This is a genomic window from Arthrobacter sp. BC5, assembly GCF_056680255.1.
Genome location: NZ_CM155273.1, coordinates 1,658,382 through 1,679,567 on the forward strand (window position 1 = coordinate 1,658,382; position 21,186 = coordinate 1,679,567).

Genomic DNA, 21,186 nt, shown 5'->3' on the forward strand with positions numbered 1-21,186 from the left:
TCTCGTGAGCAAAACTTTGCTGGTCGCCGGCGTCGACTCATCAACCCAGTCGTGCAAGGTGCAGTTGCGCCATGCCGACGACGGATCTCTCGTCGCAACCGGAACTGCCCCACATACGCCTACTTTCCCACCATTGAGTGAGCAGGATCCCAACCAGTGGTGGGCGGCCTTTACACAGGCCTTCCGTTCAGCCGTCGCCGAAGCTGGCGCGTCCTCCGACCAAATTGTCGGCGTCTCGGTCGCCGGTCAATGCCACGGCTTTGTCGCCCTCGATGACTCAGATCAGGTCATACGACCGGCAAAACTGTGGAACGACACCACGACCGCCCCACAGCTCGTGAAGCTCATGCGCCAAATTGGGGACCAGGCTTTCATTCGGGCCATCGGGTCCCTGCCGACAGCGGCATTTACGATTTCTAAAGTGGCATGGCTCGCCGAATCGGAGCCTGCCAATTTTCAGAGGTTGCGCCGTATCCTCCTTCCACACGACTACCTGACGTTCCGACTCACGGGACGGTACGTGACCGACCGATCCGAGGCATCCGGGACCGGATATTTCGACTCAGCAACGAACAGTTACCTTCCACACTTCCTAAAGCACATCGCTGACCGGGACTGGGAAGCGATGCTCCCGGAGGTGCTCGACCCGGACGAAGTCGCCGGTGAGGTGCGTGGAGAGATTCTTGAAGAACTTGGACTCACCGGAACGGTGACAGTTGGTGCTGGGGGAGGGGATCAGCACGCAGCGGCACTGGGTCTGGGTATGCAGCGCAGCGATGTTGTCTATTCCTTCGGCACCTCAGGAGTCGTCTCCGGCGTCCATCCGGACGCGGTCTACGACGCCGAAGGCCTGGTCAACGGTGTAGCCGACATGACCAACGAGTACATGCCGCTGGTATGCACCCTAAATGCCGCCAAGGTAACTGATACTTTCGCTCGCATCCTGGGAGCAAGCCAGGATGAGATGGCCAATCTTGCCCTGAGCGCCCCCAACAGCTCCGGACCTTCACTGGCAGCCTTCCTCGACGGAGAACGAACCCCCAACCGGCCCTCTGCCTCTGGCATGCTCGCCGGTATCACCACAGCCACCACCCGTGAGGAAGTGGCCCGTGCCGCTTTCGAAGGAGTCGTGTTCGGACTGTATCGGGGGCAGAAGAACCTTGAACGCGTCGGTGTTGATACCTCCGGGCGGATCATCGCGGTGGGTGGAGGTGCCCGCTCGAGGGGCTACCAGCAGATTCTTTCGGATATCACCAGCAGGCCGATTCTGGTCCCCAATGAGGGGGAAGCCACCGCTAGGGGAGCAGCAGTGCAGGCAGCGGCCGTGGCAACGCAGCGCACAGTGAAGGAAATCCGCGACGCATGGACGCCGACCATGACTCAAGTCGCCGAGCCGCGCACCGCATCACGGGATCAGGCCTTTGCTGACTATTTGCGAGTTGCTGACGTGACAGAGCTGGATGACAAGCCATGATCGACGCGACGCATGCTCCTGTAATCGTCCTTAACGTTTGGGCCGCACAATTCGAGCCGGGAACAATCAGTGGCAGCTTGTACCCCGTTCCGCCGGCACAACGGGTTAAAGCTGCGCACCTCCTCACCGCACAGGGCCACCGAGTACACGCCGACGTCATCATCAGCGAGGACGGGGAGCAGGTCGGTATCACACCGCAGGAGCTGCTGGCCATCCGTGCAGCAGCCCCGGCAGCGCTTCTTGATGTTCATCTCATTCTTCCTCCTGGTGCTGTCACCGAGCCCGTAGGCGAAGCAGCAGCGGCAGCACTTCAAGCCTCAAGACGGGCCCAAGCCACAACACTGGCGCTCTCACCGGAGGCCGCCGAAACTTTCGCTGCGCTGGTGTCCGGTCTACGCGAAGCTCACGTATCGATCTGGGCAGAAATCAGCGTCGATGCTGACCCGGTCCTCGAAGAGGGATTTGACGGTGCACTGGTGATGCTCATCAAGTCCGGCACACGCCACGAAGCGGACCCCGCGCAATTACGGAAGGTAGCTGCTCTCTCACCGACGACGACCGTAGGCATCGACGGCGGTGTCACCCAAGTCGTCGCAACCGACGGCCTGGCCCACGGAGCTAGCATCCTCGTTTCCGGTAGGGCCCTGTTCACATCGACCACCACGATCGGAAAGGCATTTCATGTCGACTAATACCCTCCCCAAGACCATGCGCACCAGCGTGCTGATGGGCACAAAGAACCTCATCATTGAAGACCGAAGTCTTCCTGCCTACGGCGCCGACGAGGTCCTCGTCAAGATCGCAGCCGTCGGGGTGTGCGGATCGGACGTGCACTACTACAGGCACGGCCGGATCGGTGATTTCGTCGTTGACTCACCGCTCGTGCTGGGCCACGAAGTATCCGGCACCGTGGTCGCTGCAGGGGCGAACGTCGACCCGTCCCGTGTCGGCCTGAGAGTGGCCATCGAGCCCCAGCGGCCGTGCGGTAAGTGCCGGGAATGCCGTGGCGGGCTCTACAACCTCTGCCGCCACATGGAGTTCTACGCCACCCCGCCGGTCGATGGTGCCTTCGCTGAATACGCGGTCATCCAAGGCACTTTCGCTCACGCCATTCCAGACAATCTCACCGACGAGGCAGCAGCACTTCTGGAACCCCTGTCCGTCGCAATCACCACCATGCGTAAGGCACATGTCGTACCCGGCAGCAGTGTCCTCATTGCCGGAGCTGGACCCATTGGGATCATCTGCGCACAGACTGCCAAGGCCTTCGGAGCATCCGAAATCATCGTCACCGATCTTGTCCCGGAACGACGCGAACGCGCCCTCACCTACGGCGCGACCCGCGTCATCGACCCGGCCGCCGTCGACGTCGCCACCGCTGGCTTGGACGTCAACGCGTTCATCGATGCCAGTGGAGCCCCGCGCGCAGTAACCGCCGGCATCAAGGCTGTACGTCCGGCCGGGCACGTGGTGCTTGTCGGGCTCGGAAACTCCGAAATGACCCTGCCGGTAGAACACATCCAGAACTACGAAATCAATGTCACGGGAATCTTCCGTTATACCGACACCTGGCCAGCAGCAATCCACCTGGTCTCCAGCGGCCTGATTGACCTCGACTCCCTCGTTACCGGCCGATTCGGACTCGACGAAGTCGAACAAGCTCTCGAGAGCGATCAGGACCCTGCCTCCCTCAAATCCGTCGTATACCCCTCCAAGTGAAAGGAAATCCCGTGTCATCGTTCTCACTGACAGGAAAAACGGCCCTCGTTACCGGTGGAAACCAAGGACTGGGCAAAGCGTTCGCATTCGGCTTGGCAGAAGCAGGAGCCAAGGTTGCCATCGCTGGCCGTAGCGCCGAGCGCAACGCCCAGGTCGCTACCGAGGCGAAGGAGGCAGGATACGAATTCGTGACGATCACCGCCGATATCACCGATGACGAGCAAGTCACGCGCATGAAGGACGAGGCCATCACCGGTCTGGGAGTCATCGACATCCTCGTCAACAACGCGGGCACCTGCTACCACAACCCCTCATTTGACGTCACCGACCAGGAGTGGGACGACGTCTTCGGGCTGAACGTTCGGGCGCTGTGGAAGACGAGCGTCTCGGTGGGCGGGCACATGCGCGACAAAGGCTCCGGCTCCATCGTGAACATCGGGAGCATGTCAGGACTCATTGTGAATAGGCCGCAGTGGCAGCCCGCCTACAACGCTTCCAAGGCCGCCGTTCACCACCTGACGAAGTCCCTCGCCGTCGAGTGGGCACCCCACAACATCCGCGTCAATGCTGTCGCCCCCGGCTACGTCAAGACCGAAATGGCCCCGGTTGATCGCCCTGACTTCCAGCGTTACTGGGTCGAGGACGCACCCCAGCAACGGTTCGCACTGCCTGAAGAAATTGCCCCCGCGGTAGTCTTCCTCGCCAGCGACGCCGCTTCCTTCATCACAGGCTCGGTACTCGTTGCCGACGGCGGATATACGGCGGTATGACCATGAGCGAGCAAGCAATCCGGCGGATCGTCGTCAACAACTTCGACGACATCGCCATCGAGAGCGTTCCGACACCACACCCAAACAAGAACGAGGTGCTCGTCCGCAGCACAATCGTCGGTATCTGTGGGTCTGACATGCACGCCGCACACGGTCGTCACCCCTTCATGTCGCTGCCCTTTTGGCCAGGCCACGAAGTGGTGGGCACTGTGATCGGCGTCGGCAGCGACGTCGACGACATCCTGAACGGCAAGCGGGTCGTTATCGAACCGAACCTCGCGTGCGGAGAATGTGACCAGTGCCGCGAGGGCCGGTACAACATCTGCTCCAAGCTCGAAGTGTTCGGCTGTCAGACACCGGGCGGTATGACTGACATGTTTACCATCGCCAGCGACCGCGTGATCCCGTTGCCGGATGACTTGGAGGACAAGTGGGCCGCGTTGATCGAGCCCATGTCCACCCCGATGCATGCTGTGCGGCGCGCAGGCGACCTCACCGGTAAGAGGGTAGTCGTACTGGGTGCCGGGCCGATCGGTCTGTTCACAGCGATTGCGGCTCTTCATGCTGGCGCCGAGCGGGTCGTCGTTGCCGACATCCTCCAGTCGAAAATGGATCGGGCCATTCGCCTCGGTGCCCATGGCAGCTTCAACTCCAGCTCCTCGAATGCCGCAGAAGAGGCCCTAGCGGCTCTGCAGGGCAAAGCGCACGTAGCCTTCGACTGCGTCTCTCGTGAGTCCACGGTTCACCTGGCCATCGAGGTACTCGACAAGGGCGGATCACTGATGACGGTCGGTGTTCCAGCAGGCCCAACAGTTATCGATCTCGACCTGGTACAGGACCGTGAGTTGACCATCATGGGCAATTTGATGTTCGTGCGCAAGGACGTCCTTGCGGCGATCGAACTGCTTCGCGAGAAGCCTTTCCCGCATGAAGAGGTCGTGACCGCAATGTTCGACATAGAACAGGCAGCAGAGGCTTTCCGTACCTCTGATGATCCCGAGCAGGTCAAGGTCCTGATTACGGTGGGTTCCTGACAAGTCCCGCAGGTGTTGGGGGCCAGCCCGTTACAGGGCTGGCCTTCACAGAAAGGAACACTACTCATGTTCAGCCATCAGGAATCCCATATCCACCACGCACAAGGCAACGACGAACTCCGCACTCTTGCTGCTGAGATCGCTGCGAACGCGGGAGCAAATGCGCTGCGTCGTAGGCGGGCCGGGGTCGCTCTGTTGGAGTCTAAGTCGTCGCCAGAAGATGTCGTCACTGAGGCCGATCACGAAACCGAGAAGTACATTCGGCACTCACTCTCCGACGCTCGCCCCAATGACGCCTTCCTCGGTGAAGAAAGCGGATCATCTGGAGGAAGTAGTGGCCTGACGTGGATTGTGGACCCGATCGATGGCACCGTCAATTACCTCTATGACCTGCCCTTTTGGGCTGTCAGCGTCGCCGTGGTCGAAGGCGAACCGGACCCTAGGTCCTGGAAACTATTGGCTGGCGCTGTAGTAATTCCGCCCCTACGGGAAACGTACACGGCCGCCCTCGGCCAAGGTGCAACGCTTAATGGCAAACCGATTAGGGCCGTCGAAGCCTCAAATTTGGCAATGAGTCTGGTCGCCACCGGATTTACGTACTCAGCCGAGAGTCGGGTCCGGCAGGCCGAGATTCTTAGTGGTCTTATGGGCAGCGTTCGCGACATGCGTCGGTCAGGCTCTGCAGCCGTAGACCTCTGCGCAGTGGCAAGCGGACGAGCTAACGCATACTACGAGTCCTTCGTAAATCCTTGGGACCACGCCGCGGGTTCGATCATTGCCCGGGAAGCAGGAGCTACAGTCGGTGGCTTCGATGGCCAACCAGAGAGTAGTGAAATACTCATAGCTGCGCCCCCGGCCACCTTTACACAACTCGAAACGGTGCTGAAAGAGTTGTACGTCTATTACCCCCATCCGGGTCGAGCACGAAGCCGGTAAAGCCAACCAATAGGCGCTATAAGTTTGGTGCCAAGAGATCCCCGCGCGAAAAGGTTCGAGAAAATTCCGCCTACGAAGGGTAAGAGCAATGGAACAAGGTTTTGAAGGTCGCATCGCAGTCGTGACCGGTGCGGCAAGTGGGATCGGATACGATGTAGCGCACCATTTCGCTTCGCGCGGAGCCCGCGTAATCGGTGTCGACCTTTCCGATCGCGTTAGCGCTCTTATGGCGGAGTTGCCCGGGACCGGTCATCACGCCATCTGCCGGAACCTCACTGCCCCGGACGCAGCCGTAGAGGTCATTGCGGAAGCCATACGGGTAACTGGCACACCTCATATTCTAGTGAACTCGGCTGGCATCGCTCTGCTGGATCCTGCAGTGGATGTCCCAGCAGAGCGTTGGCAAGCCACAATGGATGTCAACCTCAGCGCCAGCTTCTACATGGCCCAAGCCGCTGGCCGCGCCATGATCGAGGCCGGTTACGGCCGCATTATCAATCTAGCCTCTCAAGCAGCTGTCATCGGCCTCGACCAACATGCCGCCTACTGTGCTTCCAAAGCCGCCCTTGTGGGACTCACTCACGTCCTGTCCTTGGAATGGGCACCCAGAGGGGTCACCGTCAACGCTGTTTCTCCAACTGTTGTTGAAACCCCCCTCGGGCTGAAGGCCTGGGCAGGAGAAAAAGGAGAGAAGGCGAGACAAGCGATCCCAGTCGGGAGGTTCGCTCGACCCGATGAGATAGCTTCCCTCATCGCTTATCTCGCGAGCGATTCCGCCGCAATGATCACCGGCACCAACGTCCTAATAGACGGCGGCTTCACTACTGTCTAAGCGGCACCTACAACAGTGAAACTACTCGGTCATCGTTAAGCCTTGTTCCTGCTCTCCGATGGTTAAAGCTTCGTTGGTGTCGCTGGCCCGAAAAAATGCCACCCAATGTCGCGAAGTTAGACTTGAGTGGGCTGGTTTCCAGGGCACTCCTTTGAGCGGCAATCACCATCCGAACGGTCGACACCCGATGTTGGGCCCTAATCGCCGATAACCTATCTTATGTCAATTTTACCCTGGCATGTTCGCAGCTGGTGCGAATTAACCGGCCGCCTCGGCCTCCGCGCCATGACGGACGCGCTGGCTCGTAATGCTTGCAATGCCGTTGGTGAGTAAAGAGCCTATTGATGGAGATGTCGGTGCCCACAGCTAATCTCAATGTAGGCCTAGTGTCGCGTTCGACGACCGGCGGCTAGAGAGGCAATCGCGTGGTCCAGTCTGAGGGGCTCCCTGCCCGTGGTGTGGTGTTCTGGCCGGTCGGCACCGGCGACAGCACGACGGTCGTCGTTGACGACCTCGTTGTGCTGCAGGTCGATTTGCATGACATGGCGAAGGCCGATGATGAGGCTATGCCTGAGGTCGCGGTGGTCGACCGTCTGATCGAGGCGTTGCCGGAGATAGACGGTATGCCGTACTTGGCGACCTTCGCGCTGACACATGCTGATAAGGACCATTGTTTAGGCTTCGCGGACCTAGTTGACCGGGTCAGAATCGGTGAACTGTGGTCCACGCCCCGGTTGTGGCGCGAGTACAACGACCCAGACGCTCCGGCTCTGTGCAGCGACGCGATCGCTTTCCGGGAAGAGTCCGAGCGACGCATCGCGGCAACGATGGAAGCCGTGAACGCCGGAGCGGCCCCGACCAGTGGCGATCGCATCCGGGTTATTGGGTACGACGACGAGCACACTTCCCATGCCTATGACGAGTTGCCGGATGAGTACCTCGCGTGGCCTGGAAAATCGTTGACTGTGCTGGACGGGCACGAGCGAGCTGGCGTATTTGAGGCGTTCATCCACGCGCCATTCAAGGACGACGCCGCATCGGCGCGGAACGAGACGTCGCTGTCCATGCAGGTCACCCTGACCGACGAGACCGGCGTCGACGGCAAGGTGCTGCTGTTCGGAGACCTGGCCCACGACACGATCATGAAGATCTTCGACTACAGCGAGTACTACAACCGCGAACAGTACCTGGCGTGGGATCTGCTTCTGGCCCCCCATCACTGCTCCAAGCGCGTGATGTACGAGAGAGACAGCGACGGCAACGAACAGCTCCAGCTGGATGTCCTCAACGCGTTCGAGCGCAACGCCCGCCCGAATGGGACCGTCGTATGCAGCAGCGGAGTGTTCCCCGACGTGGATGTCGATGGGCATAACCCACCCCATCGGATGGCAGCGGATCGGTATTCGGAGATCGCGGACGAGGTCATCTGCACCATGTCCTGGGTCGACGAAGCGGCACCGTCCCCAGTCGTGTTCGGCGTTGACGCGGCCGGCGCACGCGTCATTCGTGGCGACCTCGTCCACAGCGCTGCGACCGAGGCCAAAAGTGAGCTGGCCGCCTCGGCGACTGGTCGTCGTTTCGCTGCCATCACGGCAGCCGCCGTTGCCGCTGGTAACGCGATTTCCATCGCCGAAGCCGCTGCGCCGTCGGGTGCGGGCCCGGAGCGTGTCGACGCGGCGGTCGCTGCCGACCGGGGCGGCAGCAGTGCCCCGGAGACGCCGGTCGGGTTTGGCCGTTGAGCGAGCTGGCTCACCGGCAGCTGTCCGATCTCGCTGACGTTAGCAGCGGCGCGATCCAGCTGTTGGGAGTCGAGCACGATGACAAGGGCCTGACCACTTTCACCGTCTCCCTCGACACCTCCGGGGTCATCACGCGCGGGCCGGGTATCCGCGTGCGCGCGCGGGAACGATTCGAGATCCTTGTCGGGCATTCCTTCCCATTGGCGCATCCAAACGTCTACGTCACGCACCGGCGATGGGCAGGGACGCCCCATGTGCAGTGGGGACGCGTCTTGTGCCTGTACGCGGCTCCTTCGGTGGAGTGGAACCCTGCAGACGGGATGCGCGGCCTGATCGGCCGGCTCAACCTTTGGTTGCAGCGTGCTGCGGCTGGGGAGCTCGACCCGGCCGGTCAGCCGCTGCACCCGCCGGTCGCCTACAGCTCGTACAAGAACGGCTGGGTCGTAGTCCGACCAGATCTGGGCGACCTCGCCCCCTGGACGAACACCGAACCTCATGCCGCGCGGGTGCGCCTGCTATTCGCCTGGTGCGCCCAGCGTGGCGAACGGATCGATGTGCTGGAGTGGCTGACTGGGCCGCAGGTCTACCAGCGTCTGATGGCTGACGAACTGCGGGCCCGCGACGAGGACGGCACGGCTCACTTCGCTGCCCCGCTGGTACTGATCAGCGACACCCTCGACATGGAATACCCCAGCACGGCCGACGCCCTTGCGGCCTCGCTTGAGACCTACGGGTACAGCCGCGACGAGTTGCTGCGGGCTTTCGTGACCGCCCGCACCATCAACAAAGCAGTCGGTGTCGCGCTCGACGGAGACGGTGCCGTCCCCGCCATGATGCTGCTCGGCACCCCCGCACGCCGGCTCAACCCCGGGCAGGCGCTAGCTCACGTCACGGCCTGGCTTCTGGATGACCTGGGGGCGCAGATCACTGATCTACTCCAAGACGTCAGCCCCGAACATGTCGAGCTCACCCAACAAGTGCACGACCTGGCGAAGAGCTGGCTGGGCTTCGCAAAGATTCAGTGGATGGTCATTCATGAAGCCCGCTCAGAGGTGACCCGACGCCGCGACTCCGGATCGCCCTCCCAATGGCTCACGGGCCGCAAGGTGCTGATCCTGGGATGCGGCGCCCTCGGCGCACCCATCGCGGAACACTGCATTCGCGCCGGCGTGGCGCAGCTGCACGTGGTCGACAAGGGCGTCGTCACGCCCGGAATCCTGGTCCGGCAGCCCTACGACGACGCGGACATTGGCTATAACAAGGCCGAACGACTCGCGCAGCGGCTGTCTCGTATCCGCCGAGACCTCACCGTCACCAGCTCCAGGTTCGATATCGTGACCGGCACCCTCGCCGATCCCGCAACACTGCTCGAGTACGACCTCATCATCGACGCGACCGCCGACATCGGGGTGCGGGTCGGGATCGAACGCGCACGCGCAGTCACGCGCGAACACTGGCCCCCGATGATCAGCGCGCTCTTCGGGCACACCGCGCAGCGAGGCATCGCCACGGTCTCGATGCCCGGAGCTACCGGCAGCGGCCACGACATCCTGCGTCGCCTTGCCATCGACACCGTCACCATCTCACCCCCCGGGTGGAAAGCGATCACAGAAGACCTGTTCCCGAACCCGCCGCGCGCCGATCGATTCTTCCCCGAGCCAGGCTGCTCAGCTCCCACCTTCACCGGCGCAGCAGCCGAGGTCACGGCACTGGCATCCACCCTGTTCTCCGCCGCCCTGGTCATCGTCGCCGACACGAACGCAGCACCGATGTCCGCGGTCGGCTGCGACCTGGCACCCACAGCATCAGGTGCTCGACCCGTGCCGTTAACCTGGCCAAACGATCTCACTCTCACCGACCACACCGGTGAGTACAACGTGTGCATCAGCGAACGGGCGCTGACCGAGATGCGCACCGAGGCGCGGCGAGGACGACGGGTACGCGGGGAACGCATTGAGACCGGGGGAATGATCCTGGGCAGCCTCGATGAAGCCACCCAGACCGTCTACATCGATAGCGCGACCGGCCCGTCGCCCGACAGTCACCTGTCCGCGACGTACTTCGACCACGGTATCGAGGGCACCCAGGACATCGTCACGAACATCCGCACCGCGACCGTCGACCGGGTCGGATTCGTCGGCATGTGGCACACCCATCCGAACGGCATCGCCTCACCGAGCCGCACCGACGAGGCCGGCATGGCTGACATCGTCTCGCCCGACGGTACGGGGCGCCGAGCCGTCATGCTCATCCTCGGTGGACGCAGCACCACCTGGCAGGCATGGCTGGAGACAGGCACACCACCCGACCTATACGTGCGCGTGGTGAACCGTACGACCCAGTCCCGGCCCGAAGGGCCGATCGCATCCCACCTCATCTCGACCAGCGCATGGTTCCCGGGCGGATACGCCTACCCGAGCCACAGAGCCTCAGACGACGAGCATGAGCGCTCGGGTGACCACCGATGACCGCAAAAATCGGCCTCGCCCTGTCCGGCGGCGGGTTTCGCGCCGCAGCCTTCGGTCTCGGCGCACTACGAGCCCTCCACGACCGCGACGTCCTGGACAAGATCAGCGTCGTCTCCGGCATCAGCGGTGGCAGCCTCCTGACGGCACTGTGGGCCTACGGGCCCCGACGGTTCGACGAGTTCGACGACACGGTCACCGCTCTGCTCCGAGGCGGCCTACAGAATGAACTCGTCAGCCGCGCCTTCACCCCACGCGCCGCCTTGCGCTCAACGTTCAGCACGATGCGTACCCTCGGCACACGGCATGGACGCTCCTACTCCCGCACCGACGCCCTCGTCGAGGCACTGGCCGCACGCCCATTCGGCGCCTTACAGATGACCGACGTCACGCACACCGGCCTAGACACGATCATCTCCGCCACCGACATGAGCACCGGGAACGCCGTTAGGTTCGGCAGCGCCCTGAGTGCGTCCTCGCCATACGGACGCATCCTCGATGAGGTGAGGGTCGCCGAAGCCGTCGCTGCCTCGGCCGCGTTCCCCGTTTTGCTCCCCGCCCTCCATCGGCATTATGCGTTCGAACGGACCGACGGCACCCGCCACAACGAGACGCTCGTGATGACCGATGGCGGCGTCTACGACAACCTAGGCGTTGCCCCACTGCTACCCGGTAGGTCCACCCGGTACAGCCCTCACGTCTATGACCTGGACTACATAATGGCCGTTGACGCTGGTCGAGGACGCGGCGCACGAACGGCATCGCGCTTCCTCACCGGACGACTCGCACAAAGCTTCGACATCACCCACACCAAGTCCCAAGACGCCGCCCGCAGCCGCATCCACCTCGCCGGTGAGCGAGCCGAGATCAAGGGCTTCATCCACGTCTACCTCGGAATGCAGGACCACCGGCTCCCAACCCCTGTGGCTGATCTCGTTCCGCGCCGCGCCGTGCACGCCTACCCCACGAACTTCGCAGCGATGACCAAAACGGACCTCGAGGCACTCGCCCTGAGAGGCGAACAACTCACGCGCACACTCATCACCGCCTACACGCCCGACCTCGGCGTGTCACCAACGTAATGACCCACAACAACTAGCGGCTTCGCCCTGGTTCACCCTTACTTAGCGATGCCGTCCCCGGCGGGGTCGCCGGTCCTCCTCGAGGATGTACTTCACCCGACTTAGGAAGGTGATCGCCGCGTGGTCATGCTGTCTCCGGAGAGCCGGGATCGATCTGACGTGCACACCTGGGACCGTGAAGGCGTGTTCGTACTCGAGGGTTGTTCCTGAAGCGTTCGCCGTGAGTTGATAGCTCGTTCTAGCTGTCGGGTCGTTGGTCGCTAGGTATCGCACTACAGCGTGGCTCTCGGGGACTTCCTCAACGACTTCGATGAGTTGAACGTGTTCAGCACCATCGCGGGAGGCTATAAATCCCTGCATCTCCCCTACCCCATCTGGGGTGCCTGGCACATGGAAAGCCCGGACGATCGATGGGTCTAGGAACAGCGCGGCCTCTGCTGGCCGGATGAGCGCCCATACTTCAGCTGGTGAGGCTGAAATATGGGTGGAGTGTGAGACCCGAACTACCTCGTCCTTCGTGCGCTGGATGAGCAAGCTACCTTCCCCCTTCTGTCTAAAACGCCACTCGAAGACGGAGTAGCTAGCCGTCAGTAAAGCAACCCATCGCTATTTCGATGAGCAATGATGCCTCCTCATGTCGCGGGAGCAGCCGCATCACAACCCTTCGGCCGCGTTACTCGAGGCCGAAGCTCTTCTCACGGGCTGGCGTATGGGGCGTCTTTGGCCGTCCCTGGAAGGGTCGCTTGGTGGTCGTGACCGATGCAGATGGTGGGGTGCCGTTGCTGAGGTCTGCGGCGAGGAAGGCTTCGACTCCTTCGCGTGCGGCGGCGTCGTCCCCGAACTGGGTCATCAGTGTGTCGGCCAGGGCTGCGCGGCGGTCTCCTGAGTCCCACAACTCCTCCGAGTTCGCGGCTGCGTTCTGGGTATCTACATCGTTTTGGAGGTTCCCGCGGATGACCTCGCTTGATTGCTGCTCAGCGGCCGCATGGTCGCGTTGAGCGTCCTTGTTTTCCGATGCCTGCTCCAGCTCGACGTCGTTCTCCTGGCCGCCCTTATGTGCCTCGAGGTACTCCTCGGGGGTCAGTTTGTACCTGGTGCGGATCTCATCGTGCATGTGCTCGCGGGAGGCCAGTGCCATGGTGTCGAGCTTCTCCCACTGCTGGGCCATTGCGTAGTGCGAGGCGATGTCCTCGGGGCGAGCTGATTCCCAGAACTGCGGCTGGTGAACTGCCGCAAGTTGGGTGCGCATGACTGCTCGCTCGGCTTCGAATCGTTCCTCGAGCTGCCGGCGCTGCGCTTCCTCGGCGCGCTGCATCTGTTCGTTCCGTTCGGCACGTTGGCGTGCCAGCATCTCTCCAAGTCGGCCGGCTACAGCTAGTGCAGACTGCAGCTGAGGCCGGAACAGTCCTTCGGCTCCATCTGGTGCGTCGTGATTCATTCTTCTATCTCCCCATCTCCTGGTCATTACCCCTACCGTGCCCTTGGTGCTGCTTGGCTCGAGGCGGCACCATGATCGTCGGTTGCGCTTCGGTCAGTGGACGGACGGCCTTCGGCGTCATCCCTTCGGGTGTCGGCAGCTGGGGCTCTGGCACCTCGGGCAGCGGTGCTGCGACGATGGCGAGCTGCTGACGCACGCTGTCGGTCAGCACCCGGGCTTCACGCAGGTCATTGTTGCTGTGCTGCATGTCCCGCAGGAGGCGGATGGTGCGCACGACCTGCTGCATGATGAGCGCCTGCGCGACCGGTGACGGTGCGGCCGCTGCGGCCATGAGGAACGCAGCTGTACCGGTCATTCTCAGCGGGGCCTGTACGGGTTCTGAGATTGTGACACCGGAGCGGTGCGCCGACCGGGCCAGGGCCCGCGACGCCTGTGCAAGGGGTCCGGGTTCGGCTTCCGTGGCCTTCGACCAAGCATCGAGGACGCCGGAGGTTTCCCGGGCCACGTGCACCCACGTCTGGTGATCATCAGGGGCCACTGAGGACATGACGTTGCGAGCCTTGGCCATGTCGAGCGCAAGCTTCCGCGCTGCTTCCTCGTCGATCGCACGACCGAACACAGTCGTCGCACGAGGACCACGAAGCATGTCCGGGGCCTGCGCGTGAACGATGCGCTGGTGACGCTTGGCAGCCCACCGTTCCTCTGCTGCTTCCTGAGACGCCTCCGGAGTATCCGACCACTCGGTGCGCAGCGCTGGAAGAGTGAGATCCTTTGCCAGCCTCCCGCCACCGAACCACGCCGGGTCCATGCCCTTCGATGATCGTTCCGCAACGGAGTATCCGGTGACGACAGAGCGGCCACCGTCAGCGAAGCGGGCACTGACGAGCAGCTCCTGGCGGCGTAGCCGGCGCACGAACTCGGCTTCACTCTCAGAGGCGACAGCACTAGCCCTGACGACGCGCTCCATGCGGTGACGGGCCGGTTCGATAGGGTTCCCGGTACGGCGGTCCGTCAGCTGCTCGGCGGGCTTCAGACCGCGCTCGGAGTGCTGTCCCAGCTCCATGAGTCCGAACTGCTTTTCGAGGTTCCGGGCGGCGGTCTGTGCCTTCGGGAAGTCGGGCCAGTCGCTCCACTTCGTGCCGTCTTCACGGACGCGGGAGGCGACGATGTGGATGTGGTCGTTACCGGCGGTGCTCGTGCCGTGGTGCACGGCGACCCACTGGCAGGGTGCCTTGCCGTCGCTTCCGGTGAAACCCATGTCGTCCATGAACTTCTCCGCCATGTCCGCCCACTCGCGGTCACTGACGGGACGCTCGTCAGCGCGCAGTGACAGGGAGCAGTGCCAGTCGTGGTTGTCCATCTCGACGTCGTTGATGTGCTTGTTGAGGTCTACTTCATCCGCGACCAGGACCGCGGATTGGTCGTTGAGCTGGGCGTCATCGAACCACGACATGATGACCGGACTGCCCGTCACGAGGTGCGGGTCGGTGTGCTCATTGCGCTTGCCTGGACCGACCAGGTACTTCATCAGCCCGACAGTGCGGGAACCCTTGGTGATGTTCGGGATCATGGCTTCAACTCGTACATCTTCGCTTCGATCTGGCGCATGAGTCGGCGTGCTTCCTGCACGGCTGCCAGGGCGCTGTCCTTGACCTCGCCGGTGGCGTTCGCGTGGCGTGCCAGCTGGTTCACGTTGTTCGCCGCCGTTCCCACCAGCCGGCGAATCTCCAGCAGCGTCACGACTTCCTGCTTCTTGACCGTCAGGACCGCGGGGTCACCGGAACCGAGCGCGGCGTCGACGAGGATCGCGGACGGCGACAGACCCGTCTGAGCCTCCAACTGCAGCAGCTGAGCACGCTCCAGCTCCGACATCGACACCCGCACGTACAACCACAACAGGTGTAGTTTTGTCGTGTGGAACGTCGAGAATCTCTATGTGCCGCTGCCGTGTCCCTGCTCGCCGCGGGCGGCCCGCGAGCGCTGACCCATCGCGCGGTGGACCGCGAGGCAGGCCTACCGCTCGGTTCGACGTCGAATCTGTTCCGAACGCAGGAGGCTCTGGTGAGCGCCGTCGTCGACTTTCTGGTACGAGCGGACTACCGGGGATTGGAGCGGCTCCAGAGCTCGACTCCTGAGACCGCGGAGGACCTAGCCGGTAACTTGGCCGGCTTCGTGTCAGCGGCCGGAACCAGCGGCCGGCAGTACGCGCGTGCCCGCCAGGCACTTCTGGTCCATGCCTCGGACGCTCCGTCCTCCGCAGCAGCGCTGGCGGACGGACGGCGACGACTCATCGCGTGGGGTGCGGACGCTCTGAGTTCCATCGGTGCCAGCCGACCGGAGGAGAAGTCTGCTCTGATCGTCGGACTGGTCGACGGACTGATCAGCGCCACGGTGTTCCTGGGCATCCCGGTCCAGGAACCGGCGTTGCGCAGTGCCATCAGCGCCATCGTCGCCGATCCGTGAGGCCATGGTGGGGTCGGGCGTGCTCCAGCCGGCCACCTGAGCCTCCCGAGCTCACACCCCTGGACGTTGCGGCTGCGCCCACCGGAGAGGACGGTCATCCGGTGGGCGCAGGCTCTGCAGCCTTCCGTGCAAGGGCGGCTACTTGACCGTGAACTGCACCGACTGCCAGCCCGAGGCCCCGTTCGGCACGGTATCCGCGCGCTCGTCGGTCTGCACGCCGTCGGCCGCGTCCGTCGCCCTCGCCCTGACGGTGTGCAGGCCGGGCTCGAGGTCCAGTTCGTGGGACCACTGCCGCCAGGTGTCCACGGATGCCTCGGCCGCGAGGGTCACGGCCTCCCAGTCGCCGTTGTCCACGGAGACCTCGACCTTCGTGATGCCGCGCTGCTGCGACCACGCCACGCCACCGATCATGACCTTGCCGGCGTCGACGGACGCGAAGGACTGCGGGACTTCCACGCGGGCCATCGTCTTGATGGGGCCCTGCTCGGACCAGCCGCGATCCGTCCAGTACGCCGTCCTGTCCGCGAAGCGGGTGACCTCCAGGTCCACGACCCACTTCGTCGCCGAGACGTACCCGTACAGCCCGGGCACCACCATGCGGACGGGGAACCCGTGCTCCACCGGCAGCGGCTCGCCGTTCATCGCGACGGCGAGGATGGCATCGCGGTCATCCTGCAGCACGGGCAGGGGAGTGGACGCACTGAAGCCGTCCGAGCTCGTGGAGAGGACCATGTCCGCGCCGTCCAGGGGCTTTGCCCGCGCCAGCACCTCGCGCAGCGGGTAACCCAGCCACTTCGCGGTGCCGGCCAGGTAGCCGCCCACCGGGTTGGACACGCAGGTCAGCGTGATGTGGCGTTCGATCAGGTCGGCGTCGAGGAGGTCCTGGAAGGACAGCTCGAACTCCTCCTCGACCATGCCGTGCACCCGGAGCACCCAATCGTCGGTGGTCAGCTGGGGGACGCTGAGCGCGGTGTCGATGCGGTAGAAGTCCCCGTTCGGGGTGACGAAGGGTGTCACGCCCGGAACGGGGGACTGCACGCCCGCGGGGAGCGCCGGCGCGGGGCTGGCGGGAGCGGGGAACCGGAGGCCGTCACGCAGCGCGGCGATGTTGTTGCGGGCGCCGGCCAGCAGTCGCCCGCCGCCGGCGGCAGCTGCAGCGACGACGGCGGTGACCCCGGCGGCGGCGAAGAAACCGCGGCGGGACGTGGTCCCGGCTGGCCCCGCGGCCGGTGCCGCCGATCGCCTGCCGGACGGGGGGACGACGTCGTCCGATGCGGTGCCGGGTTCGATCACGGTGACACCGGCAGGAGCAGGTGTCGCGGAACGGACGGCGCCTGCGGTGACGGCAGGGACGGCGGCGTGGCGAAGGCGGGCGACGAGCCAGCGCAGGGCGAGCAGGCCCGCGGCCGTGCCGACGACCGTCGGGACGGCGTCCGGCAATGAGGCCCCCGCGCGAGTCAGCACGCACGCCAGGATGACCGCTCCCATGAAGAGCACCCCGGCAACACCGAGCGCCCACCGGCGATAGGCCACGACGCCGAGGGCGGCCGCAAGGATCGCGATGGTGACGCCCATGCCGACCAGGAGCGCCGCTTTGTCATTGGTGCCGAAGGTGTCGATCGCGAAGTCCTTCATCCACGGCGGCGTGAAGTCGATGAAGGTGGAGCCCATGGCGATCACGGGAGTGGCGCTCGCGCGGAAGAAGGCGCCGACGAGTTCTGCGACACCGAGCACCACGCCGGCAGCGACGATCCCGGCAAGGGCGGCGAGGAGGACCGTGCCGCGGCGGTGCTTGGTGGAGTTGCTCATGCGAGGTATTCGGAGAAGGACGCAGCGGGTATGGGTAGGGGGAGCGGCGAGGCGCCGTAACAGGGACTCCATGCTGTGTGGGCTCGTGTACCTCCAGTACGCTGTCCTACTGTGAAGGTTCTTGTGCTGGGCCCCGGAGGCCGCGAACACGCCATCGTCCGGGCTTTGCTGGCCGACCCGTTCGTCCGCGAGGTGCACGCCGCCCCCGGCAACGCCGGTATCGCCGAGGATGTGACCACCCACGACGTCGATGCGAACGATCCCGCCGTCGTGACGGACCTCGCCCGCCGGCTCGGCGCGGACCTCGTGGTCATCGGCCCCGAGGCACCCCTCGCCGCGGGCGTCGCCGATGCCCTGCTGGAGGCGGAGATCCCCGTCTTCGGGCCCACGCGGGCGGCGGCGCAGCTCGAGGCGTCCAAGGCGTTCGCCAAGCAGGTCATGGCCGCAGCCGGCGTCCCCACGGCCATGGCGCGCGTCGCCGCGACGGACGAGGAGGCCACGGAGGCGCTCTGCACCTTCGGCGCCCCCTATGTGGTGAAGGACGACGGCCTCGCTGCCGGCAAGGGCGTCGTGGTCACCGAGGACCTCGCCGAGGCCCGCGCCCACGCCTCGGCGTGCTTCCGGGCCGGCGGCACGGTGGTCATCGAGGAGTACCTCGACGGACCCGAGGTGTCCCTGTTCGTCCTCTCCGACGGTCGCACGGTGGTGCCGCTCGCACCCGCCCAGGACTTCAAGCGCATCCACGACGGCGACCAGGGGCCGAACACCGGCGGCATGGGCGCCTACTCACCGCTGGAGTGGGTCCCCGCAGGCCTCGTGGACGAGGTCATCGCCCGCGTGGCGCAGCCCGTCATCGACGAGATGGCCCTCCGCGGCACGCCGTTCGCCGGCGTCCTCTACGTGGGGCTCGCCCTCACCTCGCGCGGCGTGCGGGTCATCGAGTTCAACGCGCGCTTCGGCGATCCGGAGACCCAGGCCGTGCTGGCCCGCCTGACGACGCCGCTGGGAGGCGTGCTGCTCGCGGCGGCCAAGGGCGCCCTCGACCAGGTGGACCAGCTCAACTGGTCGCCGAAGACGGCCGTCGCCGTGGTGCTCGCCTCCGAGAACTACCCTGACACCCCCGCTACGGGACGCCGTATCCGGGGCCTCAGAAAGGCCGCGAAGGTCGACGGCGCGCACGTCCTGCACGCCGGCACAGCGCTTCGCGACGGCAAGGTGGTCAGCGCCGGCGGCCGCGTGCTCGCCGTCGTCGGGCTCGGGGATTCCCTCGAGGCCGCCCGCTCCACGGCCTACGAGAGCCTCTCGCTGATCGAGCTCGAGGGCGGGCAGTTCCGGACGGACATCGCGCTGAAGGCCTCGCGCGCCGAGGTCACGGTCACGGGACCCGCGGCGGCTCCGGCATGAGCGCCTTCGCCCCTCCGCACCTGGACCTGCCGGGCTGGCGCCACGTCTACTCGGGCAAGGTCCGCGACCTGTACGAGCCGGCGGACGGGCGCGAGGACGTCGTCCTCGTGGTCGCGAGCGACCGCATCAGCGCGTACGACCACGTCCTGGCGACCGAGATCCCCGACAAGGGCCGTGTGCTGACGCAGCTGAGCCTCTGGTGGTTCGAACGGCTGACCGGCATCCCCAACCATGTGATCGCCTCCGATGTGGCGGGCGGGGTGCCCTCCGCCGTCGAGGGCCGGGCCATGATCTGCCGCCGTCTCATCATGTACCCGATCGAGTGCATCGCCCGTGGCTACCTGACGGGCAGCGGGCTGCTCGAGTACCGGGAGTCGGGGACGGTGTGCTCCCTGCCGCTGCCCGAGGGCCTGGTGAACGGCTCACGCCTGGAACCGGCGCTCTTCACGCCGTCGGCCAAGGCCGAGGTGGGGGAGCACGACGAGAACATCACGTACGACGCCGTCGTCATGGCCGTGGGTGACGACGCAGCTGCGCAACTCCGCTCGCTGACCCTCGACATCTATACGAGGGCCGAGGCGATCGCCCGGGAGCGCGGGATCATCCTCGCGGACACGAAGGTGGAGTTCGGGCTCGACCCCGTCACGGGCCGCATCACGCTCGGCGACGAGGTGCTGACGCCCGACTCCTCGCGCTTCTGGGACGCCGCCCTCTACGAGCCCGGGCAGGCGCAGCCGTCGTTCGACAAGCAGTTCGTGCGCGACTGGCTCACCTCCGACGCCTCCGGCTGGGACCGTCGGTCCGAGCCGCCGGCACTGCCCGACGACGTCGTCGAGCGCACGCGCGCCCGCTACGTCGAGGCGTACGAGCGGCTGACGGGGCGCACGTTCGCCTGAGGCTCCGCGCCCGCCGGGGCGAGCGGTCGGATCAGCCTCCGTGCCTCGCCTCCGGATCCTCCGGTGCGGCAGCGCGGCTCTTGTCGATGAGCTCCTTCGTGCGGACCAGTCGCAGGAGCGTCACGAGGACGATCCCGCCGAGGACGTTGAAGAGCAAGGTGTAGCCGAACCAGCCCAGCCACTGCACGTACGTGATGTCGGAGCCCGAATGGATCGCCGCGAAGATCAGCAGCGAGTCCAGGATGGAGTGGAACAGCTGGAGGCCTGCGAGGAGGAAGCCGCCGATCACCGTCGCGACCACCCGGGCGACGTCGTTGTCCGTGCCCTGCTGCATCCTGCTCATCAGGGTGATGGTGCTGCCTCCCAGCACCGCCAGCGCCACGACCTGCAGTGAGAAGGGTGCGTCGACATAGTGGTGGGCGCTCTCACTCACCGTGCCGGTCCACTGCGGAAAGGCCTGCATGACGATCCAGACGAAGACCCACCCGCCGGCGAGGTTCGCCACGAGGGTGCCGCCCCACAACTTGCCCAACTGCCCGACGCTGCCCTCCTTGGCCACGACAGCCGCGACCGGCATGAGGAAGTTCTCGGTGAACAGTTCGCTGTGCGCGAGGAGGAGGGCTACGAGGCCCACGCTGAACGCCAGCCCGGCTAGCAGGTGGTTCCCCGTCTCGTGCATGACGGCCAGGTAGGCCATGATTCCCAGGCCTATCTCGAAGCCCCCGAAGACGCCCGTCACGAGGATGTTCCTCATGGTCCGATGCAGTCTCTCGGCACCCTCGCCGACCGTCCTGTCGAAGGACTCCTTCAGTTCGTCCTCGACGGGTGCATCCGACTCGCCCAGTTCCCGCCTGCGTTCCTCGCCCACTGCGCCTCCCTCGTGCCTTCGCGGCTGGTCCCACGCTACCTCCTGGGAACGACGCGAAAGGCCCGCCGGCTTCCGCCGACGGGCCCTTCCCGTGATCCACTCTGGTCGGGGTGACAGGATTTGAACCTGCGACCTCGTCGTCCCGAACGACGCGCGCTACCAAGCTGCGCCACACCCCGGTGTCGCACCCGGCAGGCCTTGGCCCGCCGAACAGCAACTGTCCAAGAATAGCCGAGGATCAGCGGCGAGGAAAACCG

General features: G+C 64.7%; 19 protein-coding genes and 1 tRNA gene. 13 read left to right on the forward strand and 7 right to left on the reverse strand.

Features of this window, described 5'->3' with window-relative positions:
- The first annotated feature begins 4 nt into the window (after window positions 1-4).
- The 10 genes from xylB (at window position 5) to AC1MFI_RS07695 (ending at window position 12,051) form a co-directional block, all read left to right on the forward strand.
- Complete coding sequence (gene xylB / locus AC1MFI_RS07650) at window positions 5-1,474, forward strand: xylulokinase (protein WP_479820527.1); 1,470 nt, start codon at window positions 5-7, stop codon at window positions 1,472-1,474.
- Window positions 1,471-2,166, forward strand: coding sequence for a beta/alpha barrel domain-containing protein (locus AC1MFI_RS07655; protein WP_479820528.1), 696 nt, complete (start codon window positions 1,471-1,473; stop codon window positions 2,164-2,166). The genes xylB and AC1MFI_RS07655 overlap by 4 nt, the downstream gene beginning before the upstream one ends.
- Complete coding sequence (locus AC1MFI_RS07660; protein ID WP_479820529.1) at window positions 2,156-3,193, forward strand: NAD(P)-dependent alcohol dehydrogenase; 1,038 nt, start codon at window positions 2,156-2,158, stop codon at window positions 3,191-3,193. Before AC1MFI_RS07655 ends, AC1MFI_RS07660 begins: the two co-directional genes overlap by 11 nt.
- A gap of 11 nt (window positions 3,194-3,204) precedes the next feature.
- Complete coding sequence (locus AC1MFI_RS07665; protein WP_479820530.1) at window positions 3,205-3,963, forward strand: SDR family NAD(P)-dependent oxidoreductase; 759 nt, start codon at window positions 3,205-3,207, stop codon at window positions 3,961-3,963.
- A gap of 2 nt (window positions 3,964-3,965) precedes the next feature.
- Window positions 3,966-4,997 (forward strand): zinc-dependent alcohol dehydrogenase, encoded by a 1,032-nt coding sequence (locus AC1MFI_RS07670; protein ID WP_479820531.1) that lies wholly within the window; start codon window positions 3,966-3,968, stop codon window positions 4,995-4,997.
- 66 nt (window positions 4,998-5,063) lie between these two features.
- Complete coding sequence (locus tag AC1MFI_RS07675; protein WP_479820532.1) at window positions 5,064-5,933, forward strand: inositol monophosphatase family protein; 870 nt, start codon at window positions 5,064-5,066, stop codon at window positions 5,931-5,933.
- 88 nt (window positions 5,934-6,021) lie between these two features.
- Window positions 6,022-6,765 carry a GolD/DthD family dehydrogenase gene (locus AC1MFI_RS07680; protein ID WP_479820533.1) on the forward strand — a complete coding sequence of 248 codons (744 nt, stop codon included), beginning with the start codon at window positions 6,022-6,024 and terminating at the stop codon, window positions 6,763-6,765.
- A gap of 425 nt (window positions 6,766-7,190) precedes the next feature.
- Window positions 7,191-8,504, forward strand: a complete 1,314-nt coding sequence (locus AC1MFI_RS07685; RefSeq protein ID WP_479820534.1) for a ComEC/Rec2 family competence protein — start codon at window positions 7,191-7,193, stop codon at window positions 8,502-8,504.
- Window positions 8,501-10,972, forward strand: coding sequence for a ThiF family adenylyltransferase (locus tag AC1MFI_RS07690; RefSeq protein ID WP_479820535.1), 2,472 nt, complete (start codon window positions 8,501-8,503; stop codon window positions 10,970-10,972). Before AC1MFI_RS07685 ends, AC1MFI_RS07690 begins: the two co-directional genes overlap by 4 nt.
- Window positions 10,969-12,051: a patatin-like phospholipase family protein gene (locus AC1MFI_RS07695; protein WP_479820536.1), complete on the forward strand. Its 1,083-nt coding sequence runs from the start codon at window positions 10,969-10,971 to the stop codon at window positions 12,049-12,051. The genes AC1MFI_RS07690 and AC1MFI_RS07695 overlap by 4 nt, the downstream gene beginning before the upstream one ends.
- Window positions 12,052-12,093: 42 nt before the next feature.
- Here the strand turns inward: AC1MFI_RS07695 and AC1MFI_RS07700 are convergent, their stop codons facing one another.
- From AC1MFI_RS07700 to mobC, 4 genes are all read right to left on the reverse strand, one after another.
- Entirely contained in the window at window positions 12,094-12,585 is a 492-nt protein-coding gene (locus tag AC1MFI_RS07700; protein ID WP_479820537.1) for an SRPBCC family protein, read from the reverse strand.
- A 139-nt stretch (window positions 12,586-12,724) separates the two neighbouring features.
- The gene (locus AC1MFI_RS07705) at window positions 12,725-13,402 is read right to left on the reverse strand and encodes a hypothetical protein (protein ID WP_479820538.1); all 678 of its coding nucleotides are present in this window, start codon (window positions 13,400-13,402) and stop codon (window positions 12,725-12,727) included.
- Between the two features lie 91 nt (window positions 13,403-13,493).
- Window positions 13,494-15,059, reverse strand: a complete 1,566-nt coding sequence (locus tag AC1MFI_RS07710; RefSeq protein ID WP_479820539.1) for a relaxase/mobilization nuclease domain-containing protein — start codon at window positions 15,057-15,059, stop codon at window positions 13,494-13,496.
- Entirely contained in the window at window positions 15,056-15,361 is a 306-nt protein-coding gene (gene mobC / locus AC1MFI_RS07715; RefSeq protein ID WP_479820540.1) for a plasmid mobilization relaxosome protein MobC, read from the reverse strand. Before mobC ends, AC1MFI_RS07710 begins: the two co-directional genes overlap by 4 nt.
- A 189-nt stretch (window positions 15,362-15,550) precedes the next feature.
- On the opposite strand from mobC, the gene AC1MFI_RS07720 reads away from it, so the two are divergent.
- A complete protein-coding gene (locus AC1MFI_RS07720) occupies window positions 15,551-15,952 on the forward strand; it encodes a hypothetical protein (protein WP_479820541.1) in 402 nt (133 codons plus the stop codon).
- Between the two features lie 138 nt (window positions 15,953-16,090).
- Here AC1MFI_RS07720 and AC1MFI_RS07725 read toward each other — a convergent pair whose 3' ends face one another.
- Entirely contained in the window at window positions 16,091-17,761 is a 1,671-nt protein-coding gene (locus AC1MFI_RS07725) for a molybdopterin-dependent oxidoreductase (RefSeq protein WP_479820542.1), read from the reverse strand.
- Between the two features lie 111 nt (window positions 17,762-17,872).
- On the opposite strand from AC1MFI_RS07725, the gene purD reads away from it, so the two are divergent.
- Both purD and AC1MFI_RS07735 read left to right on the forward strand, forming a co-directional pair.
- Window positions 17,873-19,165, forward strand: a complete 1,293-nt coding sequence (gene purD / locus AC1MFI_RS07730) for a phosphoribosylamine--glycine ligase (protein WP_479820544.1) — start codon at window positions 17,873-17,875, stop codon at window positions 19,163-19,165.
- Window positions 19,162-20,061, forward strand: coding sequence for a phosphoribosylaminoimidazolesuccinocarboxamide synthase (locus AC1MFI_RS07735; RefSeq protein ID WP_479820545.1), 900 nt, complete (start codon window positions 19,162-19,164; stop codon window positions 20,059-20,061). Before purD ends, AC1MFI_RS07735 begins: the two co-directional genes overlap by 4 nt.
- Before the next feature lie 31 nt (window positions 20,062-20,092).
- Here AC1MFI_RS07735 and AC1MFI_RS07740 read toward each other — a convergent pair whose 3' ends face one another.
- The gene (locus tag AC1MFI_RS07740) at window positions 20,093-20,929 is read right to left on the reverse strand and encodes a formate/nitrite transporter family protein (RefSeq protein ID WP_479820547.1); all 837 of its coding nucleotides are present in this window, start codon (window positions 20,927-20,929) and stop codon (window positions 20,093-20,095) included.
- Window positions 20,930-21,031: 102 nt separating this feature from the next.
- Window positions 21,032-21,108 (reverse strand) — tRNA-Pro (locus tag AC1MFI_RS07745).
- Window positions 21,109-21,186: the final 78 nt, after the last annotated feature.

What these genes read in the sequence shown, in the direction of transcription:
- AC1MFI_RS07655 (WP_479820528.1), top strand. Translation starts at nt 1,471, where the DNA reads ATGATCGACGCGACGCATGCTCCTGTAATCGTCCTTAACGTTTGGGCC.
- AC1MFI_RS07660 (WP_479820529.1), top strand. Translation starts at nt 2,156, where the DNA reads ATGTCGACTAATACCCTCCCCAAGACCATGCGCACCAGCGTGCTGATG.
- AC1MFI_RS07670 (WP_479820531.1), top strand. Translation starts at nt 3,966, where the DNA reads ATGAGCGAGCAAGCAATCCGGCGGATCGTCGTCAACAACTTCGACGAC.
- AC1MFI_RS07675 (WP_479820532.1), top strand. Translation starts at nt 5,064, where the DNA reads ATGTTCAGCCATCAGGAATCCCATATCCACCACGCACAAGGCAACGAC.
- AC1MFI_RS07680 (WP_479820533.1), top strand. Translation starts at nt 6,022, where the DNA reads ATGGAACAAGGTTTTGAAGGTCGCATCGCAGTCGTGACCGGTGCGGCA.
- AC1MFI_RS07695 (WP_479820536.1), top strand. Translation starts at nt 10,969, where the DNA reads ATGACCGCAAAAATCGGCCTCGCCCTGTCCGGCGGCGGGTTTCGCGCC.
- AC1MFI_RS07705 (WP_479820538.1), bottom strand. Translation starts at nt 13,402, where the DNA reads ATGCTGGCACGCCAACGTGCCGAACGGAACGAACAGATGCAGCGCGCC.
- AC1MFI_RS07710 (WP_479820539.1), bottom strand. Translation starts at nt 15,059, where the DNA reads ATGATCCCGAACATCACCAAGGGTTCCCGCACTGTCGGGCTGATGAAG.
- mobC (WP_479820540.1), bottom strand. Translation starts at nt 15,361, where the DNA reads ATGTCGGAGCTGGAGCGTGCTCAGCTGCTGCAGTTGGAGGCTCAGACG.
- AC1MFI_RS07725 (WP_479820542.1), bottom strand. Translation starts at nt 17,761, where the DNA reads ATGAGCAACTCCACCAAGCACCGCCGCGGCACGGTCCTCCTCGCCGCC.
- AC1MFI_RS07735 (WP_479820545.1), top strand. Translation starts at nt 19,162, where the DNA reads ATGAGCGCCTTCGCCCCTCCGCACCTGGACCTGCCGGGCTGGCGCCAC.